This is a genomic window from Halomonas sp. NCCP-2165, from assembly GCF_023708045.1.
Taxonomy (GTDB): domain Bacteria; phylum Pseudomonadota; class Gammaproteobacteria; order Pseudomonadales; family Halomonadaceae; genus Bisbaumannia; species Bisbaumannia pacifica.
Map to the genome: position 1 here is coordinate 1 of NZ_BRCY01000016.1, position 19,427 is coordinate 19,427.

Here is a 19,427-nt window from a genome sequence, read left to right on the forward strand (position 1 = left end):
TGCTGGAGACCGTGCGGTACTACCGGGGGCTGGGGGTTCGCTTCACACGCGTGCTAACCGACAACGGTGCCTGCTACCGATCCCGGGCCTTCCGCCGCCTATGCCGGCGACTGGGGCTGAAGCGCAAGCGTACCCGCCCCTATCGCCCACGCACCAACGGCAAGGCAGAGCGGTTTATTCAAACCGCCCTGCGCGAATGGGCCTATGCGCGATCCTATGACAGCTCGGAACAGCGGGGCCGGTATCTGCTGGTTTGGCTTCACCAGTACAACTGGCATCGACCGCATGCCAGCTTGGATTACCATCCTCCGGTTAGCCGGCTAGGTCTTTCCGTGAACAACCTGGTGGGTTTACACAGTTAGCCACTGGGGTGGTAGGACCCTGCTTCAGCAGGCGATCTGGGGCTATCGCCGGCTAAAGCCAGCTCCTACGGGGTGTGGGGAGCCAGCTCCTACGGGGTGCAGGTTGCCACTGGGGTGGTAGGAGCCTGCTTCAGCAGGCGATTGGGGCGGTTGCTGAGGTATCAAATCGTCGAGACGTTGGACCGCGGCTAAAGTCGGTTCCTACAAGGCTATCGCCGAAGCGTCGGACCGCAGCTAAAGCTAGCTCCTACAGAGTAGGGAGAAGCTCCTATAACCAAATGGCATTCCAATAGGGGTAATCACCGATGTTTTTCACCAGGCCGGCACGCAGTGGGTTGGCCACCAGATAGCGAGCCGCGGGCATCAGGTCCGCCTCATTGCGAATCGCCCGATCGTGGAAGCCACGCTGCCATACCGGTTGCCCCAATCCATGGCTCACTTGAGCCTTGTAGCGCTGCACCGCTTTCGAAAGTTCACCCTGTACGATGAGCAACCAGTGGATATGATCCGGCATGACCACGAAGCTTAGAGTATCCGCGTGGCAGGCAACGCTGGCCGCGTAGAAGCTGCGGCAGGCCAGGCGCGCGGCGGCGGGCTCGAGAAAAAGGGCCTCCCGGTCTCTGGTGACAGCTGTGACAAGATAATGGCCACCAACCATGGAGTGCCGCCCCAGCCGAAGCGCGTCACCGTGGGGTCGTTCCATGACCTTTTCTCCTATTAAGCTGGCCAATAGCTTAGTAAGAGATCGCCGGCTAAAGCCAGCTCCTACGGGGTGTGGGGAGCCAGCTCCTACGGGGTGCAGGTTGCCACTGGGGTGGTAGGACCCTGCTTCAGCAGGCGATCTGGGGCTATCGCCGGCTAAAGCCAGCTCCTACGGGGTGTGGGGAGCCAGCTCCTACGGGGTGGAGGTTGCCACTGGGGTGGTAGGAGCCTGCTTCAGCAGGCGATTCGGCGATTCCGCTTATTCCGGCCATCAGGTAGTCAAGAAACGAGCCGCATACTCTTGCTCCAGATACCAATGCTCGACGGCTCTCAGGCCAGGTGCTGAGCCAGGAAGGTGCCTATCCCAGGCTCTCGCGGTGCTGGAAGAGCATGAATTGCCGGAACAGCTCCGCCTGGCTGCCGATATTCAGCTTGGCGTAGAGCCGCTTGCGGTGATTCTTGACGGTGCCGGGGGTGATGCCGAGCTCGGTGGCGATCTCCGGGCCGGTATGGCCGCGCAGGATCAGCCAGGCGACCTGGCGCTCCCGCTCGCTGAGCACTCCCTGGCCGAAGCTGTGCAGCAGGCTGGGCGACTCGTCCGGGGTGGGCAGGTGCAGGCTGCTGGCCAGCCAGAACTGGCGGATCAGCGCCTCGAGCAGCGGAAAGAGGTAGTCGAGGGTGGCCAGCAGCTCGCCTTGGCTGGGCGTGTGATTGCGGCGATAGAAACCGAAGGAGAGCGACAGGCAGTCGCCGTCGTCCAGGGGAAAGAAGGCCGACGCCTCGTCGTAGAGCCCCAGGTCCCGATAGTAGGTGGCGTAGTAGTCGCTGTGGCGAAAGCCCGCCGGGGCCAGCTCATCCAGGCTGGCCAGGCCGCCGCGGCGTTCGGTCTGCCAGTGGCGATAGCAGGGGTCGAGCAGGTACATGCGCTCCACATAGGGGGCCAGCACCCGGCGCTCCAGGTCGGCGCTGAGGTTATGGGCCAGCACCGTGGGGCGACCCCGGGCCGCGAAATGAAAGACCACCTGGCTGATGCCCGGGAAGTAGGCCTCCAGGGCCTGGCCGAGGCCGGTCAGAAACTCCGGGGAGCGGACCTGGTCCGCCAGCCGGGCCATGGGCACCAGGCTGGCGGGGGGAAGGGAAGGAGGCGATGCCATGGAGGACGACTGACTCCGACAGAGGGCCAAGTGATCGAAAGCGACGATCTGGAGGTGGGGTAGAGCGATGAACCTAGCATAGCATGGTGGCCTGGACCCCCAGGGCACCCCTCTCTCGGCGATCTGAGCGCTCGCTAACCGCCCCAATCGCCTGCTGAAGCAGGCTCCCACCTGGTGGCAATCTCCACCGTAGGAGCTGACTTCAGTCGGCGATGGGCGCCGTAGGCGCCCCGATATACCACAACACCAAACCACCTCACCGCGGCCCGCGAATCTCCCCCACCAGGTCGGCGGCGCGGCCGATCAGCTCGGCCTGGTGGGGCTCGAGGCCCTGGCCGCCCCAGCGGGCGATCTCGTCATTGGCGGGGTCCCGGGCGGCGATCGTGCTGCCGGAGAGCGCCTGTATCACCGCATGGCCGCAGAAGGGCACATAGCCTTCCGAGTAGCCGCCCTCGTGCACCATCACCAGGCGCCCCTGGCAGAGCCGCTCGGCGACGGCCACCAACTGCTCGGTCATACGCCCGAAGGCGGTGCTATTGAGCAGCATGCAGCCCAGCGGGTCCATGGCGCTGGCATCAAAACCGCAGGCCACCACGATCAGCTCCGGCCGGAAGCGCTCCAGTGCCGGGATCACCACCCGCTCCAGGCAGGCCTGGTAGGCGCCGATGCCGCTACCGGCGGGCAGCGGCACATTGAGGGTATGGCCGAAGCCGGCCCCTTCGCCGCGCTCCGCCAGGCCGCCGCTGTCCACCGGGTAGTTGCTATCGTGGTGCAGCGAGATGGCCAGCACCTCGTCGCTTTCCCAGAAGGCCTGCTGGGTGCCGTTGCCGTGGTGAACGTCCCAGTCGAGCACCGCCACCCGACGGACACCGTGGCGTTCCATCATGGTCATCACCGCCACCGGGATATTGCCCAGCAGACAGAAGCCGCGGCCCCGGTCGCGCTCGGCATGGTGGCCCGGCGGCCGGCACAGGGCATAGGCGTTGTCGCAGTCGCCGCGCAGCACGGCGTCCATGGCGGCGATGGCCTGGCCGGTGGAGCGTTTGGCGATCGCGTAGCTGTCCTTGCGCAGGGGCGCACACTCGCCGGCATCGCCGAAGCCCTGCTCGCTCATGGCCGCCAGGCGGTCGAGGTAGTCACGGGTATGGAAGCGCAGCAGGTCGGCCTCCTCGGCGGGGGCGCCCTTGATCGGCACCAGCTCGTCCATCAGCCCGGTCACCTCCAGCAGGTTGCGCAGGCGGCGCTTGGTCTCCGGGTGCTCGGCGGCACCGGCGGGTTGCACATGGCCACCGGGGGCGGGAAACACCGAGCAGGGGCCACCGTCATGCCACAGGCAGTGTTCGTGAAAGGCGAAGGCGGTACGGCGCATGGGGAGTCTCCTTGTGGGTGTTGTGGTTTAGCCGAGCAGGAAGAACAGGCTGGCGCTAACCCCGGCCGCCAGCAGCACATAGGGCAACTGGGTCAGGGCGTGTTGCATGGGGGTGATGCCGCAGCCCCGGGCGCTGAGCACCGTGGAGTCGCCGAAGAAACAGGCATGGGAGCCGAAGGCACCGGCGGAGATCATGGCGCCGAGGGTCAGCGGCAGGGAGGCGTCGGTGGCCTGGGCCAGCGGGATCACGATGGGGAAGGCGATGGCATAGACGCCCCAGAAGGAGCCGGTGGCGAAGGCGAGCCCCGCCAGCACCAGGAAGGTGATACCCGGCAGCCAGGCGCTGCGCATCAGCGGCTCCACCCAGCCGATCAGCGTCTCGGTGAGGCCCAGGGACTCGTTCACCGACTGCAGCATAAAGGCGGCGAAGACGATGCCCAGCGGCAGCAGCATCTGCTGGAAGCCGGCCAGGAGCTCATCGAAGAGGCGGTTCAGCGGGGCGATACCCTGGGCCACGTAGAGCGCCAGGGTCACCAGCAGGGCGAAGCCCACCCCGATCAGCGCATCGATATCGAACCACCAGGTGGCCAGCAGCAGGGTGGCTACCGGCAGCAGGAAGTTGATCAACCGCGGCGGGCGGCGGGTGCAGGTTTCCTCCTGCTGGGCCAGGGCGTCATCGTCCAGCCGTACCTCCTCGCCCCGCTCGGCGGCCTTCATGCGGCCCAGCACCGGCACCACCCCCAGGGCCACCAGGATCACCAGGACCAGCGCCACCCAGGGGTAGAAGAGGTAGGGCACCAGCCCCAGGTAGTAGGCGAAGCCCTGGCCGGACTCGGCCACCCGGTTGCTCTCCAGCAGGCCGGCCAGGTAGATGGCCCAGGTGGAGAAGGGGATCAGCAGGCAGATGGGCGCCGCCGTGGAATCGACGATATAGGCCAGCATGGAGCGGGAGATCTTCAGCTTGTCGAAGAGCCGCTTCATGGCCGCCGAGACGGTCATGGCATTGAGATAGTCGTCGATAAAGATCAGCGCGCCCAGGCCCGTGCTGCCCAGCATGGCGCCGCGGCGGGTCGTCAGGTAGCGCCCGGCGCTGCGGCTAAAGGCCTCGGTGCCCCGGGCGAACTGCAGCAGGCCGATCAGGCTGCCCAGCAGGCCGCAGACCAGGATGATCCAGCCCATGGTGGGGTCCTGCATCACCGTGAGGCCGGTGACCGCCATCTCCTGCACGGCGGTGGTGGGGGAGAGCAGGAGAAAGCCGCTCAGGGCCCCGGCCAGCAGCGCCTCCAGGGTGCGTTGGGTGATCAGCGCCATGCTGATCACCACCAGGGTGGGCAGCAGTACATAGGCCCCGTAGTGCCCCTCGGCGGCCAGCCAGTGGCCGCTCAAGCTGGCTACCAGGACCACTGCCAGGAAGATCAAGCCGCGGCGCAGGCCGCTGTCGGCGCGCAGGCCATGCCCACGCGGATGGGAGGTCGCCTTGTCCATTGCGTTCACCTTGTTTTTGTAGAGAGCTGTTGTTGAGGTGTGGTGACGCCAGTGGAGCACCCCGGGCGCTGGCCTGGCGATATCCCCAAGGGGATAGTGCGATGGATATTTCCTTGAGGTGCTGAAGGTAGACATTGCTTCACGGGGTGTCGCTATATCACGGCTGGGCAGGGCGAGTAAAATGGCGGAAGCTATGGATTCCCTTGGCGATTCACCGTGGAGGCCAGGCGGGCGTTGGCGTAGAATACTCGCTCACAATGAAAACGATACCGTGGGCCCATCGGCTTGAGTAAACCAAGGCGGCGCCCCGAACCGAGGCTGATCGAGCCCTGCCTGGATCATTCCTTGCGCCGGCACCGCTGTGGCTGCCTTCGGTATCTATGACTGTTTTAGGGCATGGGAACGCGTCCGGTGTAATCCCCGGGCGGTAGCGTGCCTGAACGCCCTGCCACCTGCCAAAGAGGACGGCTTGCTCGATGAGCACTCCTGAATACGCTCCCAATCGAAACGACGACGAAATCGACCTGCGCGACCTGGCACTGATGCTGATAGAAGGCTGGTACTGGATCGTTGGCAGCGTGGCTGTTGCCGTCATTGCCGCCTTTTCCTATTTGGCGATAACCCCCTCCACCTATGAAACAAGCTTCAGGGCTATGCCAGCTCCAGATAGCCACTTCGCCGATATTAATCGCCTGTTACCAGCGGCTGGATTTGTCGAAAGGGAACAGCGCGAACAGGAGGCTGAGGGTGAAGCCATCAATTACCCGGTATCGTGGATAGTATCTGAAGATCTATATCAGGATCTGGTCAATCGACTTTCCAGCTATAGCAATTTTGAGAGATTTCTGGAGGGGAGTGAGGAAGGCTTCACATCTAATATTTCCCAGTATGGCGACCTTCGCCGCCTGTTCAGTGAGCGAATGAGTGTTAGCGGGCTGAATGCCGACCGCAATGGGAACTATAGAATGGCGGTGACATACCGCTATCACGAAGGTGAGCCGGGTGCTGAGCTGCTTAATGCCTATGTAAATGATACGGCCGAAGCGTTATGGTCAGAGCGCATTCAAATTCTTGTTGGCGAAATTGAGGCCGAGGTGGCCCGGCTTGAATCACTGCTGGATTATCAAGTGGCACAATTGCAGTCCGAGCGGATGCAGCAGCTGTTCGAGCTAGAGCAGGCTATTGCGATAGCACGTCGATTGGGAATCGATGAGCCTGTAATAACGCAACAGCTTTCTCCGCCCGAGTACTATCGTGGCCTGCAGGCACTGGAAGTAGAGCACGCCGTTTTGCGGGCATCATTGGATCAGCAGCTCAGAAGCTCGGATATACTTCGAATTGAAAGAGAGCTAGCGCAATACCAAGATGCGCTTTTACAGATCGAAACTGGAGTGGGCTTAGAAAGCGCTGGGAATGAGCACAATAGCCCTGTTGAACGACTCGTGGACGTTGCGGAATATGCTTACTCTCCGGTTGCAGCGAGCGAGCCACGTAAGGCGCTGATTCTTGCGCTTTCTCTTGTCTTGGGTGGCATGCTCGGTGTAATGCTGGTGTTTCTTTCGCACTTTGCTGCTAGCCTACGTAGCTACCGTCATGAGAAGAGCGCTTAATGAAAGTGTGACAACCTTTCCATTATTGCTAGTTGCTAGGGAAATCAGTGAGTTAGCGATCCGTGACCCTGCAATTTTGCAGATGGATCCGCAAGATTGCAGGGTCTCAGACGAAATGCCATTTTCTGCATTTTTTCAAAGTCCGCCGAAATCGAGTTTCTTCGAACCTGCAAAAGTGCAGGGCGGCTCTGCAAGATTGCAGGCAAGCAAGCAAATCGCTGATTCCTGCAATTATCGAATATTCTACTCCTGACGGTCTGTGCGGTGATCTGTGGTGCAGAGGGTTGGGACGAAATCGAAGACTTTGGCCACGCGAAACTCGATTTCTGCGCCAATACGGTGATTTTGAGGCTGGCGTGCCCAGCCATGGCACCTTGGGCAGGGCGTGGCCCTGGTGAACGCCGAGCAACTGCAAAGCGCGTTTGCCGAATGGATGAAGGCCTGCCATGACGTGAAGGAAGGCGCGGTAGAGGCCATGATGGCTAGATGTGTAAACCCACCAGGTAGGGAAAACGCATGAAAAACCGCTCTACGACGGGGGTCGTAGCGCTTTACCAGTAGAACCTAATGTGGTCATCTAACGGCTTTTCCTCATGGATGACCCGATGCTGACACCGTCCCTTATGCACCATTTATCGATCGTTCCCGATTTCCGCCAGGCATGGAAAGTGCAGCATCAGCTGTCGGACATCCTGTTCCTGACGGACTGTGCGGTGATCTGTGGTGCAGAGGGTTGGGACGAAATCGAAGACTTTGGCCACGCGAAGCTCGACTTTCTCCGCCAGTACGGTGATTTTGAGGCTGGTGTGCCCAGCCATGACACCTTGGCCAGGGTGATGGCCCTGGTGAATGCCGAGCAACTGCAAAGCGCGTTTGCCGAGTGGATGAAGGCTTGCCACGATGTGACGGAGGGCGCGGTGGTGGCCATCGATGGTAAGACACTGCGTGGATCCTACTGCCGAGGAAAAGACAAAGGTGCAATCCACATGGTCAGTGCCTTCAGCGCGGCGAATGGTGTGGTGCTGGGGCAGGTCAAGACGGTGGAGAAATCCAACGAGATTACGGCGATTCCCGAGTTGCTAAAGCTTCTCAATCTGCAAGGCTGCCTGGTGACGATCGATGCCATGGGTTGCCAGAAGAAGATCGCCACAAAGGTGCTGCAGAAGGGCGCCGATTACCTACTGTCCGTGAAGGACAATCAGCCTGCCTTGGCTGACGCCTTCGAGGCTGCGTTTCCCATGGCCAAGCTGGCCAGCTTCACGGGTGACGCCTATATCACGGATGAGAGGAATCGGGGTCGGCAAGAGACGCGCTACCACATTGTCAGCGAAATAACCGATGAGTTTCAGGAAGTTAGCTACGAGTGGTCTGGGATGAAAACGGTGGGTGTGGTGATGAGCTTTCGCCAGGAAGGCGATGAGGTGCCAGAAGCCCCGATGATCCGTTACTACATCAGCTCTGCCGATCTGAGCGCCAAGAAGCTCGCCGAAGCGGCTCGCCAGCACTGGTTTGTCGAAAATAAACTTCATTGGTCGCTGGACGTAGCGCTGCGTGAAGATGCCTGCAAAATCCACCGCGGTCAGGCGGCGGAAAACCTCGCCAGGATCCGTCATATCGCGCTGAATTACCTCAAGGGGGAGAAGCGTTTCAAAGGCGGAATCCGGCGGAAGCAGAAGAAAGCCGCGCTGGATGAGACCTACCTGGCGGACATTCTCGCGGTGTAAGTTTTTTCATGCGTTTTCCCTGCATTTCAAGGGCGGAATCCGGCGGAATCAGAAGAAAACTGCGCTGGATGAGACCTATCTGGCGGACATTCTCGCGGTGTGACAGTTTTCATGCGTTTTCCCTGATCCTGACATGGATACTACATGAAAACTTTAGATCAGGCACTTACCACCGGATTACCTCCTTTTGGTGAAGGACAATCAGCCAGCCTTGGCCGATGTCTTCGAGGCAGCGTTCCTCATGGCCGAGGTGGTCAACTTTGAAGGGGATGCCTATGTCACTGATGAGAAGAATCGGGGGCGCTAGGAGGCTCCCCTGCCAGGGACTTTACTCATGAGTATCAGGAACCTAGCTATAAGTGGCCGGGCTTGAAAACGGTAGGTGTCGTGATGAGCTTCCGCCAGGAAGGGGATGAAGCGTCAGAGGCGCCAATGATCTGCGACTGCAGCAGCTCAGCCGAATTAATTGCCAAAAAGCTTGCCGACGGCCTGCCAGCATTGAACGGCCTGCCAGCATTGAACGGCCTGCCAGCATTGATCTGTGGAGGGTAAGTTCCATTGTCCCTGGGTGTGGCTCTCCGTGAAGGCGCTTGCAAAATCCACTATGGTCCAGGTCGCCGATACCTTGCTAGGGTTCGCCATATCGCCTTGAATTGCCAGAAAGGGGAGGCACATTTTAAGGGTGGCATCCGGCGGAACAGAAGAAAGCCGCGCTGGATGAAACTTAGCTGACGGGCATTCTTGCGGTGTGATGGCTTTCATGCATTTTCCCAGCTTGATGGGGTGTCCACTGCTACTGGGAAAGGTTGTGCTGCCTACGTGTTAACAACTTTTCGTACTAAGCTTAGTGCAGATTGCCTATCTAATGCCTTTGCTTACATTTCCAAGAAGCTAAATCTATGGATTTAATTATGAGCTCAATTCTTAAGCTGATTGGTCGAGAGAAAGAGCTGTTTTCTTCCGATATTTGCAATAGTGAGGAAAAGCTTTCTGAGGTTGTCGGCCAATCTCGCTTCCTAGTGCTTGGCGGTGCTGGTTCCATAGGCCAAGCAGTCACTAAAGAAATCTTCAAGCGTAACCCTGGCAAGCTTCACGTTGTCGATATCAGCGAAAATAATCTGGTAGAGCTGGTGCGCGATATCCGCAGCAGCTTCGGATACATCCCCGGTGATTTTCGCACTTTCGCGCTTGATATTGGTTCAGTTGAATACGATGCCTTCTTTAAAGCGGATGGTGGATACGACTATATCCTGAATCTGTCCGCGCTGAAGCATGTGCGCAGTGAGAAAGACCCTTATACGCTAATGCGCATGATTGATGTCAACGTATTCAATACGGACAAGACGCTACGACAGGCCGTTAAGGCTGGCGCCAAGAAGTATTTTTGTGTATCTACAGATAAGGCTGCAAACCCCGTTAATATGATGGGTGCTTCGAAGCGCATCATGGAGATGTTCCTGATGCGCCAAAGCCTGAAGATAGATATTTCCACTGCCCGTTTTGCCAATGTGGCGTTCTCGGATGGCTCACTGCTGCATGGTTTCAACCAGCGTCTGGAAAAGCGTCAGCCAATTGTCGCCCCCAACGATGTACGCCGTTATTTTGTGACCCCCAAGGAGTCCGGTGAACTATGCCTGATGTCCTGTATCTTTGGTGACAATCGCGATATCTTTTTCCCGAAGCTGAGCGAGGAGTTGCATCTGATTTCATTTGCCGATATAGCGGTAAAGTTTCTCAAAGAAAAAGGCTATGAGCCTGTGTTGTGCAACGATGAAGATGAAGCCAGGGCATTAGTGAAAACGCTTCCGGAACAGGGGGAGTGGCCATGCCTCTTCACTAGCAGCGATACTACTGGCGAAAAGGACTTTGAGGAGTTCTTTACCGATAAAGAAGTCCTAGACATGGATCGCTTCGTCAATCTTGGCATCATCAAGAATGATCCAGTCTTTGACGAAGCTCTGCTGACAGAGTTTGAATCTCGTGTTCTAGGAATGAAGCAGGACCTAGCTTGGACCAAGGGGGGGCTTGTCGAACTGTTCTTCCGAATGATTCCGGATTTCGGGCATAAAGAAACTGGTAAATATCTCGACAGTAAAATGTGAGGCGCCCGTGGGCCATCAGCTTATAGAATTTATACGGAATCACTACCGGACAAACGATTTTATCCCTTTACATGCTCCTGTGTTCCGGGGCAACGAAAAGGGTTATGTAGTTGATACCATTGATTCGACCTTCGTGTCGAGCGTAGGGGCTTTTGTCGACCGATTTGAGCAGGATATGGCAACCTACACAGGAAGCCCTGGAGCGGTAGCCACGGTCAACGGTACGGCTGCTCTGCATCTGGCGCTGCGGCTGGTCGGGGTTGTGCCGGGTGACTATGTTATCACCCAGCCGTTGACCTTCGTGGCCACCTGCAATGCCATTGCCTACTGTGGCGCCATACCGATCTTCGTCGACGTGGATCACCATACTCTAGGGTTGTCGCCCACAGCATTGGCAGCTTGGCTGGATGAGCATGCCTATCGCGACGATCAGGGGCAGTGCCGCAGTCGCAATGATCATGCGGCGATACGTGCCTGCCTGCCAATGCATACCTTCGGTCACCCGGCGGACCTTGGAGGCCTGGTGCGTATATGCGAAGAGTGGGGTATTGCACTGGTGGAAGACGCAGCCGAGTCGCTGGGCAGTACGTACCACGGTCGGCATACTGGCACCTTCGGCGTACTAGGCACGCTTAGCTTTAACGGCAACAAGGTGATCACCACCGGAGGCGGAGGCATGATTCTAGCCAGTGAGGCGCTAGCCAAGCGAGCCAAGCACCTGACCACTACAGCCAAGCAGCCGCACACCTATGAATATGTGCATGATGAGCTTGGGTACAACTACCGGTTGCCCAATCTCAATGCGGCTCTGGGGTGCGCCCAGCTCGAGCAGTTGGAGGCATTCATCGCGGAAAAGCGACAGTTGGCTGATAACTACGCGCGCTGCTTGGCAGGCAGTGGGCTGACCTTCGTGACCGAGCCAGACGGCTGCCGCAGTAACTACTGGCTCAATGCGGTAATCTGTAGCGACCGCGCACAGCGGGATAAGCTGCTCAAGGTCACTAATGACCAAGGGGTGATGACTCGCCCCATCTGGCAGCTAATGAACCGCCTACCCATGTATACCAGTGCGCCGGCAGGTAACCTAGCCAATGCCTTGTGGCTGGAGGAGCGAGTAGTAAACCTTCCCAGCGGAATTCGTATTGAAGGTAGTGGGGGGGCGGCCTAGTGCAACGTATTGCGGTGTTTACTGGCACGCGGGCTGAGTACGGCCTGCTGTATTGGTTAATGAAGGAAATTGAAAAAGACAAGTCATTGGAGCTCCAGCTCATTGTCAGCGGTATGCACCTCTCGCCAGAATTTGGTGAGACCGTTGCTGCGATTGAGCAGGATGGTTTTACGATTGATGCCCGGGTAGAGATGCTGCTTTCTTCGGGAACAGGTGTGGGTATTGCCAAATCCATGGGGGTGGGAGCCATTGGCTTTGCGGATGCCCTGGATCGCTTGCGCCCTGACTGGCTGGTCGTCTTGGGAGACCGGTTTGAAGCTTTGGCTATTGCACAGACAGCCATGGTCATGCAAGTTCCGCTGGCTCATATTCACGGAGGCGAACTCACTGAAGGCTTGATTGATGAGGCTATCCGTCATGCCATCACCAAGATGGCCCAGCTGCATTTCACAAGTACAGAAAGGTATCGCAATCGGGTCATTCAGCTTGGTGAACAGCCAGATCGGGTTTTCAATGTCGGGGCGCCGGCGATTGAGAACATCCGTCGTCTTAAGCTGCTTGATCAAACACAGCTAGAGCATTCGCTGAACTTCAAACTGGGTGAGCTTCCACTTCTCGTAACATATCATCCGGTCACCCTGAAAGAGGGTGGGGGAATTGAATCGTTGCGGGATCTTTTGACAGCGCTGGAGGAGTTGCTGCCAGATGTTAAAGTTGTATTGACCTTTCCGAATGCAGATACCCATGGACGTGAACTTATTCCAGTGATGCAAAGTTTCGCAAAAAAGCATCCGGAAAGTGTCCTGCTCACTACATCTCTTGGCCAGATCCGCTATCTGAGTCTTATGAAGGTTTGTGGAGCTGTTGTTGGAAATTCATCCAGCGGACTTCTCGAGGCACCGGCTATGGGGGTGCCGACAGTGGATATCGGTATCCGGCAGAGAGGTCGGCTAAAACCCGAAAGCGTTGTTCAGTCTGAGGATGGTTTGGAAGCTATTCGTCGGGCATTGAAAACAGCGCTATCACCCGCCCACCGTCAGAAGTGCACTCAAGCTGCTAATCCATACGGAGATGGAAACGTAGCTGAAAAGATCATTAAGTCTCTGAAGAGTGTTTCCGGACAGAAAATCATCTTCAAAGCTTTCCATGACTTGGAATTACCATGAGAATATGTTTTATTGGCTGCGTTGAATTTAGTGGCCTGGCCCTTCAGAAGCTATTTGAGTTAGAGTTGGCGGGTATCTGCACCGTCGCCGGCGTTATCACGAAGCAGGCCTCATCTTTTAATTCCGACTTTTATGATCTGTCAGGTTGTGTGGCGGAGGCGAAAGCAGATCCAGGTATTGTTCATTTTTATGAAAATCAGCAAGCGGCGACAGTGTTTATCAGGGCTGTCAGTGCTGACATTGTGTTCTGTTTTGGATGGAGCTCACTGTTAGGAACGGAGTTGTTGTCGGCTGCGCCTAGAGGGGTGATCGGCTTTCACCCAGCGGCTTTGCCTAAGAATCGAGGGCGACATCCGATTATTTGGGCTCTAGCACTGGGATTGAATGAAACGGCTTCCACATTTTTTCAGATGGATGAAGGGGCCGATTCGGGGCCGATTATTTCCCAGAAACCCATACCCATCTCTCCAGTAGATAATGCTAGTACACTTTACCAGAAAATCACCCAAACGGCCTTGGCGCAGATAGAAGAATTCACCCCCGCACTGGCTCGGGGTGGCGCAAAATTTCAACCTCAAGACCACACTCAGGCAACCTACTGGAGAAAACGCAGCCCGGCTGATGGTATCATTGACTGGCGAATGGATGCCCTTGCTATTCATAGCTTGGTTAGAGCATTGCACCACCCATACCCAGGTGCTGAATACCAATCAGCTAAAGAGGGGGTGATAAAGGTATGGAAGACTAGTATGCCGGATGAAACATTTCCACTAAATTTCGAGCCTGGAAAAGTGTTGGAGGTCCAGCTCGGACGGGTTCTCGTCAAATGTGGTGGGAATAGTGCAATTTGGTTGGAAGAGATAAATCCTAGTTTAAGTCTCGTGAAGGGTGAGTATTTATGACAAAAGGATCGCCAACAATACTGGTCGTTGCTCCACACCCGGATGATGAAACCTTAGGGTGTGGAGGTACTCTCCTGAAACTGAAAGCCAAAGGCGCTAACGTCCATTGGTTAATCGTTACGTCCATTGAGAATGTCCAGGGGTTTTCAGAGTCTCAGAGGAAAAAGCGCGAAAGAGAAATTGACCAAGTCGCCGAAGAATACGGTTTTGATGGTGTTTATAAGTGTGAGCTGCCAGCCGCAAGTCTGGACACACTAGGAAAAGGAAAACTTGTTGGTTCGGTGGCTGAGGTAATCCATCAGCTCAAGCCGGATACCTTGTTTATTCCATATCGTAACGATGTACATAGCGACCATGCATCGGTGTTTGATGCTGTTGTTTCGGCCAGCAAAACATTCCGGTCGCCGTTTGTACGATCGATCTATGCTTATGAAACGCTATCGGAGACAGACTTTGGTATTCGTCCTGATGACCCGGGCTTCCGACCCAATCTCTATATAAATATCGAAGGCTATCTTGAGCGGAAGCTGAATATCATGGCCCTCTATGAGGGCGAAATGGGTGCTTTTCCTTTCCCCCGGAGTAACGAATGTTTACGAGCATTGGCTATTTTGCGCGGAGCCCAAGCTAATTGTCCCGCGGCAGAGGCCTTCATGATACTTAAGGAAATCCGCTGATTATGTCTGTTCTGATCATCGCCGAGGCTGGCGTCAACCACAATGGAGATCGCCAGCGCGCCTTTGAGCTCGTGGATGCCGCCGCCGATGCTGGTGCCGATGCGGTCAAGTTTCAGACCTTCAATGCCAAGCGCCTTGCCGCGGTCGGTGCGCCAAAAGCGGCCTATCAGCAGCAGACCACCGATGCCAGCGAGAGTCAGCTGGCAATGCTGGAAGCGTTGGAGTTACCGTTGGCATGGCATGAACCACTTCAGGCCCACGCACATCGACGCGGCATCGAATTTCTGTCTACCGCGTTTGATCGGCAAAGCTTAGCGTTTCTGGAAACATTGAACCTGCCAATCTACAAGGTGCCATCCGGGGAAATCACTAATAGTTCTCTGCTCTGGCACTTCGCTCGCACCGGCAAACCGTTGGTAATCTCAACCGGCATGGCTACCCTGGCGGAGGTGGAGCAGGCTTTGGCAGTAGTCTGCCATGCATTGGCACATGACGAGCCGCCTGGTTCGCTTGATGCCGCATGGCAAAGCTGGAGCCAGGCCGAGCAACGTACCGCATTGCACGGCCAGGTAAGCCTCCTGCACTGCACCTCGCAGTACCCGACTCCCATGGAGGAGGTCAACCTGAAGGCAATGGATACGTTGGCACATGCCTTCCAATTGCCGGTGGGTTATTCTGACCATACTCAAGGGACCCTGATTCCCGTAGCGGCCGTCGCTCGAGGCGCCACCATAATTGAGAAGCACTTTACCCTCGATAGAAACTTACCTGGCCCTGACCACCGAGCTTCCCTGGAGCCAGATGAGTTATGCCGGATGGTGGCAGAGATTCGCGCAATCAGCCTGGCACTTGGGGATGGACAGAAAGTGCCACAGCCTAGCGAGTGGAATACCCGTAAGGCCGCCCGCCAAGATCTCGTGGCGGTGGCTTCAATTGCTGAGGGTGAAAGCTTCACTGAGGCAAATATGGCGACGGCCCGCTCTGGAAAAGGTGGCACCGCCATCGCTTACTGGGATCGGTTGGGCGATACAGCTACACGCCAGTATCAGCCAGGTGACGCCCTGTGACACTTCCGGTGATTCTGTTGGGGGCTGGTGGGCACGCTAAGGTAGTGCTGGATATTCTACTAGCATTAAATCGTCAGGTATTAGGGGTCTGTGATCCTCAGCTGGCGTCAAATGATATGACGGGCTGGCGTGGTTTACCTGTGCTGGGTGGTGACGACGAAATTTTGAACTATCCACCTGACACTCTTGAGCTGGCCAACGGCGTAGGCAGTATGCCTGGCAACTGGCTGCGCAGGAGATTGCATGAACACTTTGTGAAAAAAGGATATCGCTTTGCCACGCTGGTACACCCCACCGCTGTGCTGGGTACAGGCGTTAGCTTGGGGCATGGTGCACAGGTCATGGCAGGCAGCATCGTGCAGGCCGATAGTCATATTGGTGACGACACTATTCTAAACACGGCAGTACGCCTTGATCATGATGGTCGCATCGGCTCGCATGCTCATCTAGCCCCTGGTGTGGTGATCTCTGGCTGCGTGACAGTGGAAGAGAGGGCGCATATTGGCCCTGGTGCAACCTTGATTCAGGGTGTCACGGTGGGGGCTGATGCCGTGGTGGGGGCAGGTACCGTCGTCATACGGGATATTCCTGCTTGCCATCAACAGACCGGGCAGCCGCCGCGGCACCCGAAGCCGTTGAAATGACAGGATAGTATATGAGCAGGAGCAACCCTATGAAGCAGTGGGAAGCGGCACTGGTAGCGCCAGGAACCTCTTTGGATACTGCCATCGAAGTTCTGGATCGCGCGGCTCTACGTATAGTGCTAGTGGCCGATGAACAACGCAGGTTGCTGGGCACTCTGACCGATGGAGATATCAGGCGCGCTCTGATACGTCATCTATCGATGACTTCTGCGGTCGATGAGGTAATGAACCCCAACCCTCGTGTGGCCAGCCCCGATTGGAGTCGTGACAGGCTGCTTCAACTGATGGAGCAGCAGCAGATACTGCAGTTACCGGTTGTCGATGAAGACAAGCGAATCGTTGGGCTCGAGAATTTGCATGACCTATTGAACCAGAAAACACTGGATAACCCTGTCTTCCTGATGGCCGGTGGCTTTGGTACACGGTTACGACCACTGACCAATGACTGCCCCAAGCCGATGCTCAAGGTTGGTGATAAACCGATCCTTCAATTGATTATTGAAAATTTTGTGCGGGCGGGGTTTCACCGTTTTTATATCTCAACACACTATATGCCTGAGGTGATTCGCGAGCACTTTAGGGATGGTGGCGACTGGGGTGTTTCTATTCAGTACATCCATGAAGAGGAGCCTCTAGGTACGGGTGGAGCACTGGGTCTGTTACCCAAAGATGAAATAGATCTACCTTTGTTTATGATGAACGGAGACTTGCTGACCTCGCTTAACTTTCAGAACCTCTTGCAGTTTCATCAGGAACATCCAGCTAGTGCAACCATGTGTGTGCGTGAGTACGAGTACCAGGTGCCCTACGGCGTTATTCAGAGTCAGGGACGCCACATTACTTCGATGGTAGAAAAGCCAGTGCAGCGTTTCTTTGTTAATGCTGGTGTTTACCTCCTGGCTTCTGAGCTTGTGCAGCGTGTTCCAAAAAGCCAGCATATAGATATGCCGACGCTACTGAAACAGGAAATTGCCCAGCAGCGCCATGTGAATATGTTCCCCATTCACGAGTACTGGCTGGATATCGGGCGTATGGATGATTTTCGAAAAGCGCAGATGGACGTGGCGGGGTTGCTGCATGACTAAAAAAAATCTGTCAGAAACATTAATCATCATTCCTGCTCGTGGTGGGAGCAAACGTTTGCCACGGAAGAATATCTTGCCGTTGGCAGGGAAGCCCCTGATATGCTGGGCCATTGAGGCGGCAATAAATGCAAAGGTTAAAGGCCGAATTATCGTGACTAGTGATGATAAAGAAATACTTTCCATCGCTAGCCAGTATGAATCGCAAGGTGTTACGTTTCACCGCCGCCCTGATGCACTCGCCACCGATGAAGCCACCACAGCGGATGTGGTTCTGGATGTAATAAATTCTGAAGAATCCAAAGGTATGTATGCTACAACGGTTGTGCTTCTTCAACCGACATCGCCGCTGAGGATAGCAAATGATATTGAAGGTGCGGTGGCATGCTACTACAATTCGGGAAGTAAGCATACGGTTGTTACTGTCTGCGAGGTGGATCACCCCACAGCTTGGGTTGGTACGTTGAGCGAATCAAGCGAGCTGGAAGGGATTGCGCTATCTAACAAACGTTCGCAAGATTATTTAAAGGAGTATCGCTTGAATGGGGCGGTTTATGTAGTGCCGGTTAGTACCGTAAAATACGCGAATACGCTATTTACTCCAGTAGTGCTAGCTAGCGTGATGCCCAGAGAGCGCTCACTTGATATTGATGAAGCGGTTGATTTTGCTATCGCTGAAACAATGGTCAAATATAGTAGCAAGAGGTCGGGAGCTGAAGCCGGCTGTGCTTAAAAATATCCTATATTCTTCCATTATCATCAATCTTGGTCTGTTGCTCGGGCGGTTGCTTGGCTTTTTTCGTGAAATTGTTATCGCCGATGGCTACGGCGCTAGTTGGCGAGCTGATGTAACGGTTACGATACTTACCTTACCGGACGTTTTGATAAATATTTTGGTGGGAGGGGCTCTTACAGCTGCACTCGTTCCAAGCTTTACTTCTGAGAAGGCGAGCTCGCGAACCTTAGCCTATCAAAGTTCAACTGTCATTTTCTTGTTTTTTCTGATCGTCGCGGGCTTGTTGACTTGGAAATCTTCTTTTCTCGTTGAACTTCTGGCACCCGGATATACCGGGCAAATTGAAGAGGTGGCGAAGAAAGGGGTGTCAGCTGTGGTTCTATTGTTACCAATTTTTGTGCTTACCGGAGTGACGACGGCACTGCTTCAGGCACAGGAGAAATTTGCAGTACCCAGCTTTGGAACCTTTTTCTTTAATGTGGTTCTGATTGCCGGTTTGTCGATCGCAATCCGACAAGAATCATTCAACGTGACATTTATCGTATTGAGCGTTCTCGCGGCGGGTGCGCTCCGGTACGCTAGCCAGCTGCTCGCCGTTCGGCCAGGTTTTCACCCCATTGAGTCTCTTCACCCTTGGTTGATTTCCGGCGACCTCGTTCGGCGGTACTGGCAGGCTATGTTATCTGGTGGGATCCTGTTTATCTATCCTGTTGTCGCACGTGCCTATGCCTCAATGGTGGGTGAGGGCGGTGTTGCCATGTTCAGCTATGCCATGAGGCTGATCGAGCTGCCATTGTTGCTGTGTGTCTCTTTTCTGGGAGTGGTGTTACTGCCCCGGCTCTCTGAAGCCTATAGCGAGAATCGTGAAACCTTCGCGAGGCTGATTTCCTATGGTTTGCAGACAGTCTTTGTGTTGGGTACGGTTGCGGTTGTAACACTATTTATTGGTAGACAAGGGTACGCGCAGGCTGTCTATGGCCGTGGCTTGCCGCCTGAGGCCATGCAGGAGGTGACACAAATAGTGGGTGTCGGGCTGTTTTGCGTTCTATTTCAGGGGGTGGTTACGTTTATGACGGCGGTTTTTAACGCTGCCCGTAAAACACAGATTCCGTTGGTAATGAACGTGCTGGGCGGTATCGTGTTGTTTCTGGTGCTTAAAGCCGGTGAAGGTAACTCATTGCAGGCGATCATGATCGCCCTCACAGTAACCTATGGTGCTCTGGCAGTTCTCTATGCCGTGGTTCTCGGGCGTAGTTTCCCGGGCGCAGGTTTGTGGAGAGATACTCACTCAGTACGATTTATCGTTGGCGTGCTAGTTGTGAACCTGCTGGTGGCAACCGGGCACTGGTTATTATTGTCGGCTATTCCCGGGGTGTGGTTCTCCGTGATGATCACGGTATTTTCGGGAGGGCTGGCTTTGGTGGCATCTGCGTTCTGTCACCATGGCTTGCGAACACGGATTTTTAGGATAAGTTAA

General features: G+C 55.9%; 19 protein-coding genes. 14 read left to right on the forward strand and 5 right to left on the reverse strand.

Features of this window, described 5'->3' with window-relative positions; genetic code table 11:
• Positions 1-362, forward strand: a 362-nt coding sequence (locus NFU04_RS09880) for an integrase core domain-containing protein (RefSeq protein WP_251309274.1), incomplete at its 5' end; no start/stop codon positions are given.
• 268 nt (positions 363-630) lie between these two features.
• On the opposite strand, the gene NFU04_RS09885 is transcribed toward NFU04_RS09880, so the two are convergent.
• The 4 genes from NFU04_RS09885 to NFU04_RS09900 all read right to left on the reverse strand — a co-directional run bounded on the left by NFU04_RS09885 (position 631) and on the right by NFU04_RS09900 (position 5,072).
• Positions 631-1,065: an REP-associated tyrosine transposase gene (locus NFU04_RS09885; protein ID WP_251309275.1), complete on the reverse strand. Its 435-nt coding sequence runs from the start codon at positions 1,063-1,065 to the stop codon at positions 631-633.
• Positions 1,066-1,423: 358 nt separating this feature from the next.
• A complete protein-coding gene (locus NFU04_RS09890; protein ID WP_251309276.1) occupies positions 1,424-2,218 on the reverse strand; it encodes a helix-turn-helix transcriptional regulator in 795 nt (264 codons plus the stop codon).
• 256 nt (positions 2,219-2,474) lie between these two features.
• Positions 2,475-3,587, reverse strand: a complete 1,113-nt coding sequence (locus NFU04_RS09895) for a class II histone deacetylase (protein WP_251309277.1) — start codon at positions 3,585-3,587, stop codon at positions 2,475-2,477.
• A 27-nt stretch (positions 3,588-3,614) separates the two neighbouring features.
• The gene (locus tag NFU04_RS09900) at positions 3,615-5,072 is read right to left on the reverse strand and encodes a Na+/H+ antiporter NhaC family protein (RefSeq protein ID WP_251309278.1); all 1,458 of its coding nucleotides are present in this window, start codon (positions 5,070-5,072) and stop codon (positions 3,615-3,617) included.
• A gap of 476 nt (positions 5,073-5,548) precedes the next feature.
• Here NFU04_RS09900 and NFU04_RS09905 point away from each other — a divergent pair, with 476 nt between their 5' ends.
• From NFU04_RS09905 to NFU04_RS09915, 3 genes are all read left to right on the forward strand, one after another.
• The gene (locus tag NFU04_RS09905; RefSeq protein WP_251309279.1) at positions 5,549-6,682 is read left to right on the forward strand and encodes a Wzz/FepE/Etk N-terminal domain-containing protein; all 1,134 of its coding nucleotides are present in this window, start codon (positions 5,549-5,551) and stop codon (positions 6,680-6,682) included.
• Between the two features lie 240 nt (positions 6,683-6,922).
• Positions 6,923-7,132: a transposase family protein gene (locus NFU04_RS09910; RefSeq protein WP_459382082.1), complete on the forward strand. Its 210-nt coding sequence runs from the start codon at positions 6,923-6,925 to the stop codon at positions 7,130-7,132.
• 155 nt (positions 7,133-7,287) lie between these two features.
• On the forward strand, positions 7,288-8,406 hold the full coding sequence (locus NFU04_RS09915; protein ID WP_251309280.1) for an ISAs1 family transposase: 1,119 nt from the start codon (positions 7,288-7,290) through the stop codon (positions 8,404-8,406).
• A 462-nt stretch (positions 8,407-8,868) separates the two neighbouring features.
• On the opposite strand, the gene NFU04_RS09920 is transcribed toward NFU04_RS09915, so the two are convergent.
• Positions 8,869-9,168: a hypothetical protein gene (locus NFU04_RS09920; protein WP_251309281.1), complete on the reverse strand. Its 300-nt coding sequence runs from the start codon at positions 9,166-9,168 to the stop codon at positions 8,869-8,871.
• Positions 9,169-9,317: 149 nt separating this feature from the next.
• Here NFU04_RS09920 and NFU04_RS09925 point away from each other — a divergent pair, with 149 nt between their 5' ends.
• The 10 genes from NFU04_RS09925 to murJ are packed head-to-tail and all read left to right on the forward strand — an operon-like array spanning position 9,318 to position 19,427.
• A complete protein-coding gene (locus NFU04_RS09925; protein ID WP_251309282.1) occupies positions 9,318-10,508 on the forward strand; it encodes a UDP-N-acetylglucosamine 4,6-dehydratase in 1,191 nt (396 codons plus the stop codon).
• A 7-nt stretch (positions 10,509-10,515) separates the two neighbouring features.
• Entirely contained in the window at positions 10,516-11,676 is a 1,161-nt protein-coding gene (locus NFU04_RS09930; protein WP_251309283.1) for a LegC family aminotransferase, read from the forward strand.
• Positions 11,676-12,842: a UDP-N-acetylglucosamine 2-epimerase gene (neuC, locus tag NFU04_RS09935; RefSeq protein WP_251309284.1), complete on the forward strand. Its 1,167-nt coding sequence runs from the start codon at positions 11,676-11,678 to the stop codon at positions 12,840-12,842. Before NFU04_RS09930 ends, neuC begins: the two co-directional genes overlap by 1 nt.
• Entirely contained in the window at positions 12,839-13,744 is a 906-nt protein-coding gene (locus tag NFU04_RS09940) for a formyltransferase family protein (RefSeq protein ID WP_251309285.1), read from the forward strand. Before neuC ends, NFU04_RS09940 begins: the two co-directional genes overlap by 4 nt.
• Complete coding sequence (locus NFU04_RS09945; RefSeq protein ID WP_251309286.1) at positions 13,741-14,421, forward strand: PIG-L deacetylase family protein; 681 nt, start codon at positions 13,741-13,743, stop codon at positions 14,419-14,421. The genes NFU04_RS09940 and NFU04_RS09945 overlap by 4 nt, the downstream gene beginning before the upstream one ends.
• Positions 14,422-14,423: 2 nt before the next feature.
• Complete coding sequence (gene neuB / locus NFU04_RS09950; protein ID WP_285835138.1) at positions 14,424-15,488, forward strand: N-acetylneuraminate synthase; 1,065 nt, start codon at positions 14,424-14,426, stop codon at positions 15,486-15,488.
• Complete coding sequence (locus NFU04_RS09955; RefSeq protein ID WP_251309287.1) at positions 15,485-16,132, forward strand: acetyltransferase; 648 nt, start codon at positions 15,485-15,487, stop codon at positions 16,130-16,132. The genes neuB and NFU04_RS09955 overlap by 4 nt, the downstream gene beginning before the upstream one ends.
• Positions 16,133-16,161: 29 nt before the next feature.
• Complete coding sequence (locus NFU04_RS09960) at positions 16,162-17,217, forward strand: nucleotidyltransferase family protein (RefSeq protein ID WP_251309288.1); 1,056 nt, start codon at positions 16,162-16,164, stop codon at positions 17,215-17,217.
• Positions 17,210-17,947 carry an acylneuraminate cytidylyltransferase family protein gene (locus tag NFU04_RS09965; RefSeq protein WP_251309289.1) on the forward strand — a complete coding sequence of 246 codons (738 nt, stop codon included), beginning with the start codon at positions 17,210-17,212 and terminating at the stop codon, positions 17,945-17,947. The genes NFU04_RS09960 and NFU04_RS09965 overlap by 8 nt, the downstream gene beginning before the upstream one ends.
• On the forward strand, positions 17,940-19,427 hold the full coding sequence (gene murJ, locus NFU04_RS09970; RefSeq protein ID WP_251309290.1) for a murein biosynthesis integral membrane protein MurJ: 1,488 nt from the start codon (positions 17,940-17,942) through the stop codon (positions 19,425-19,427). Before NFU04_RS09965 ends, murJ begins: the two co-directional genes overlap by 8 nt.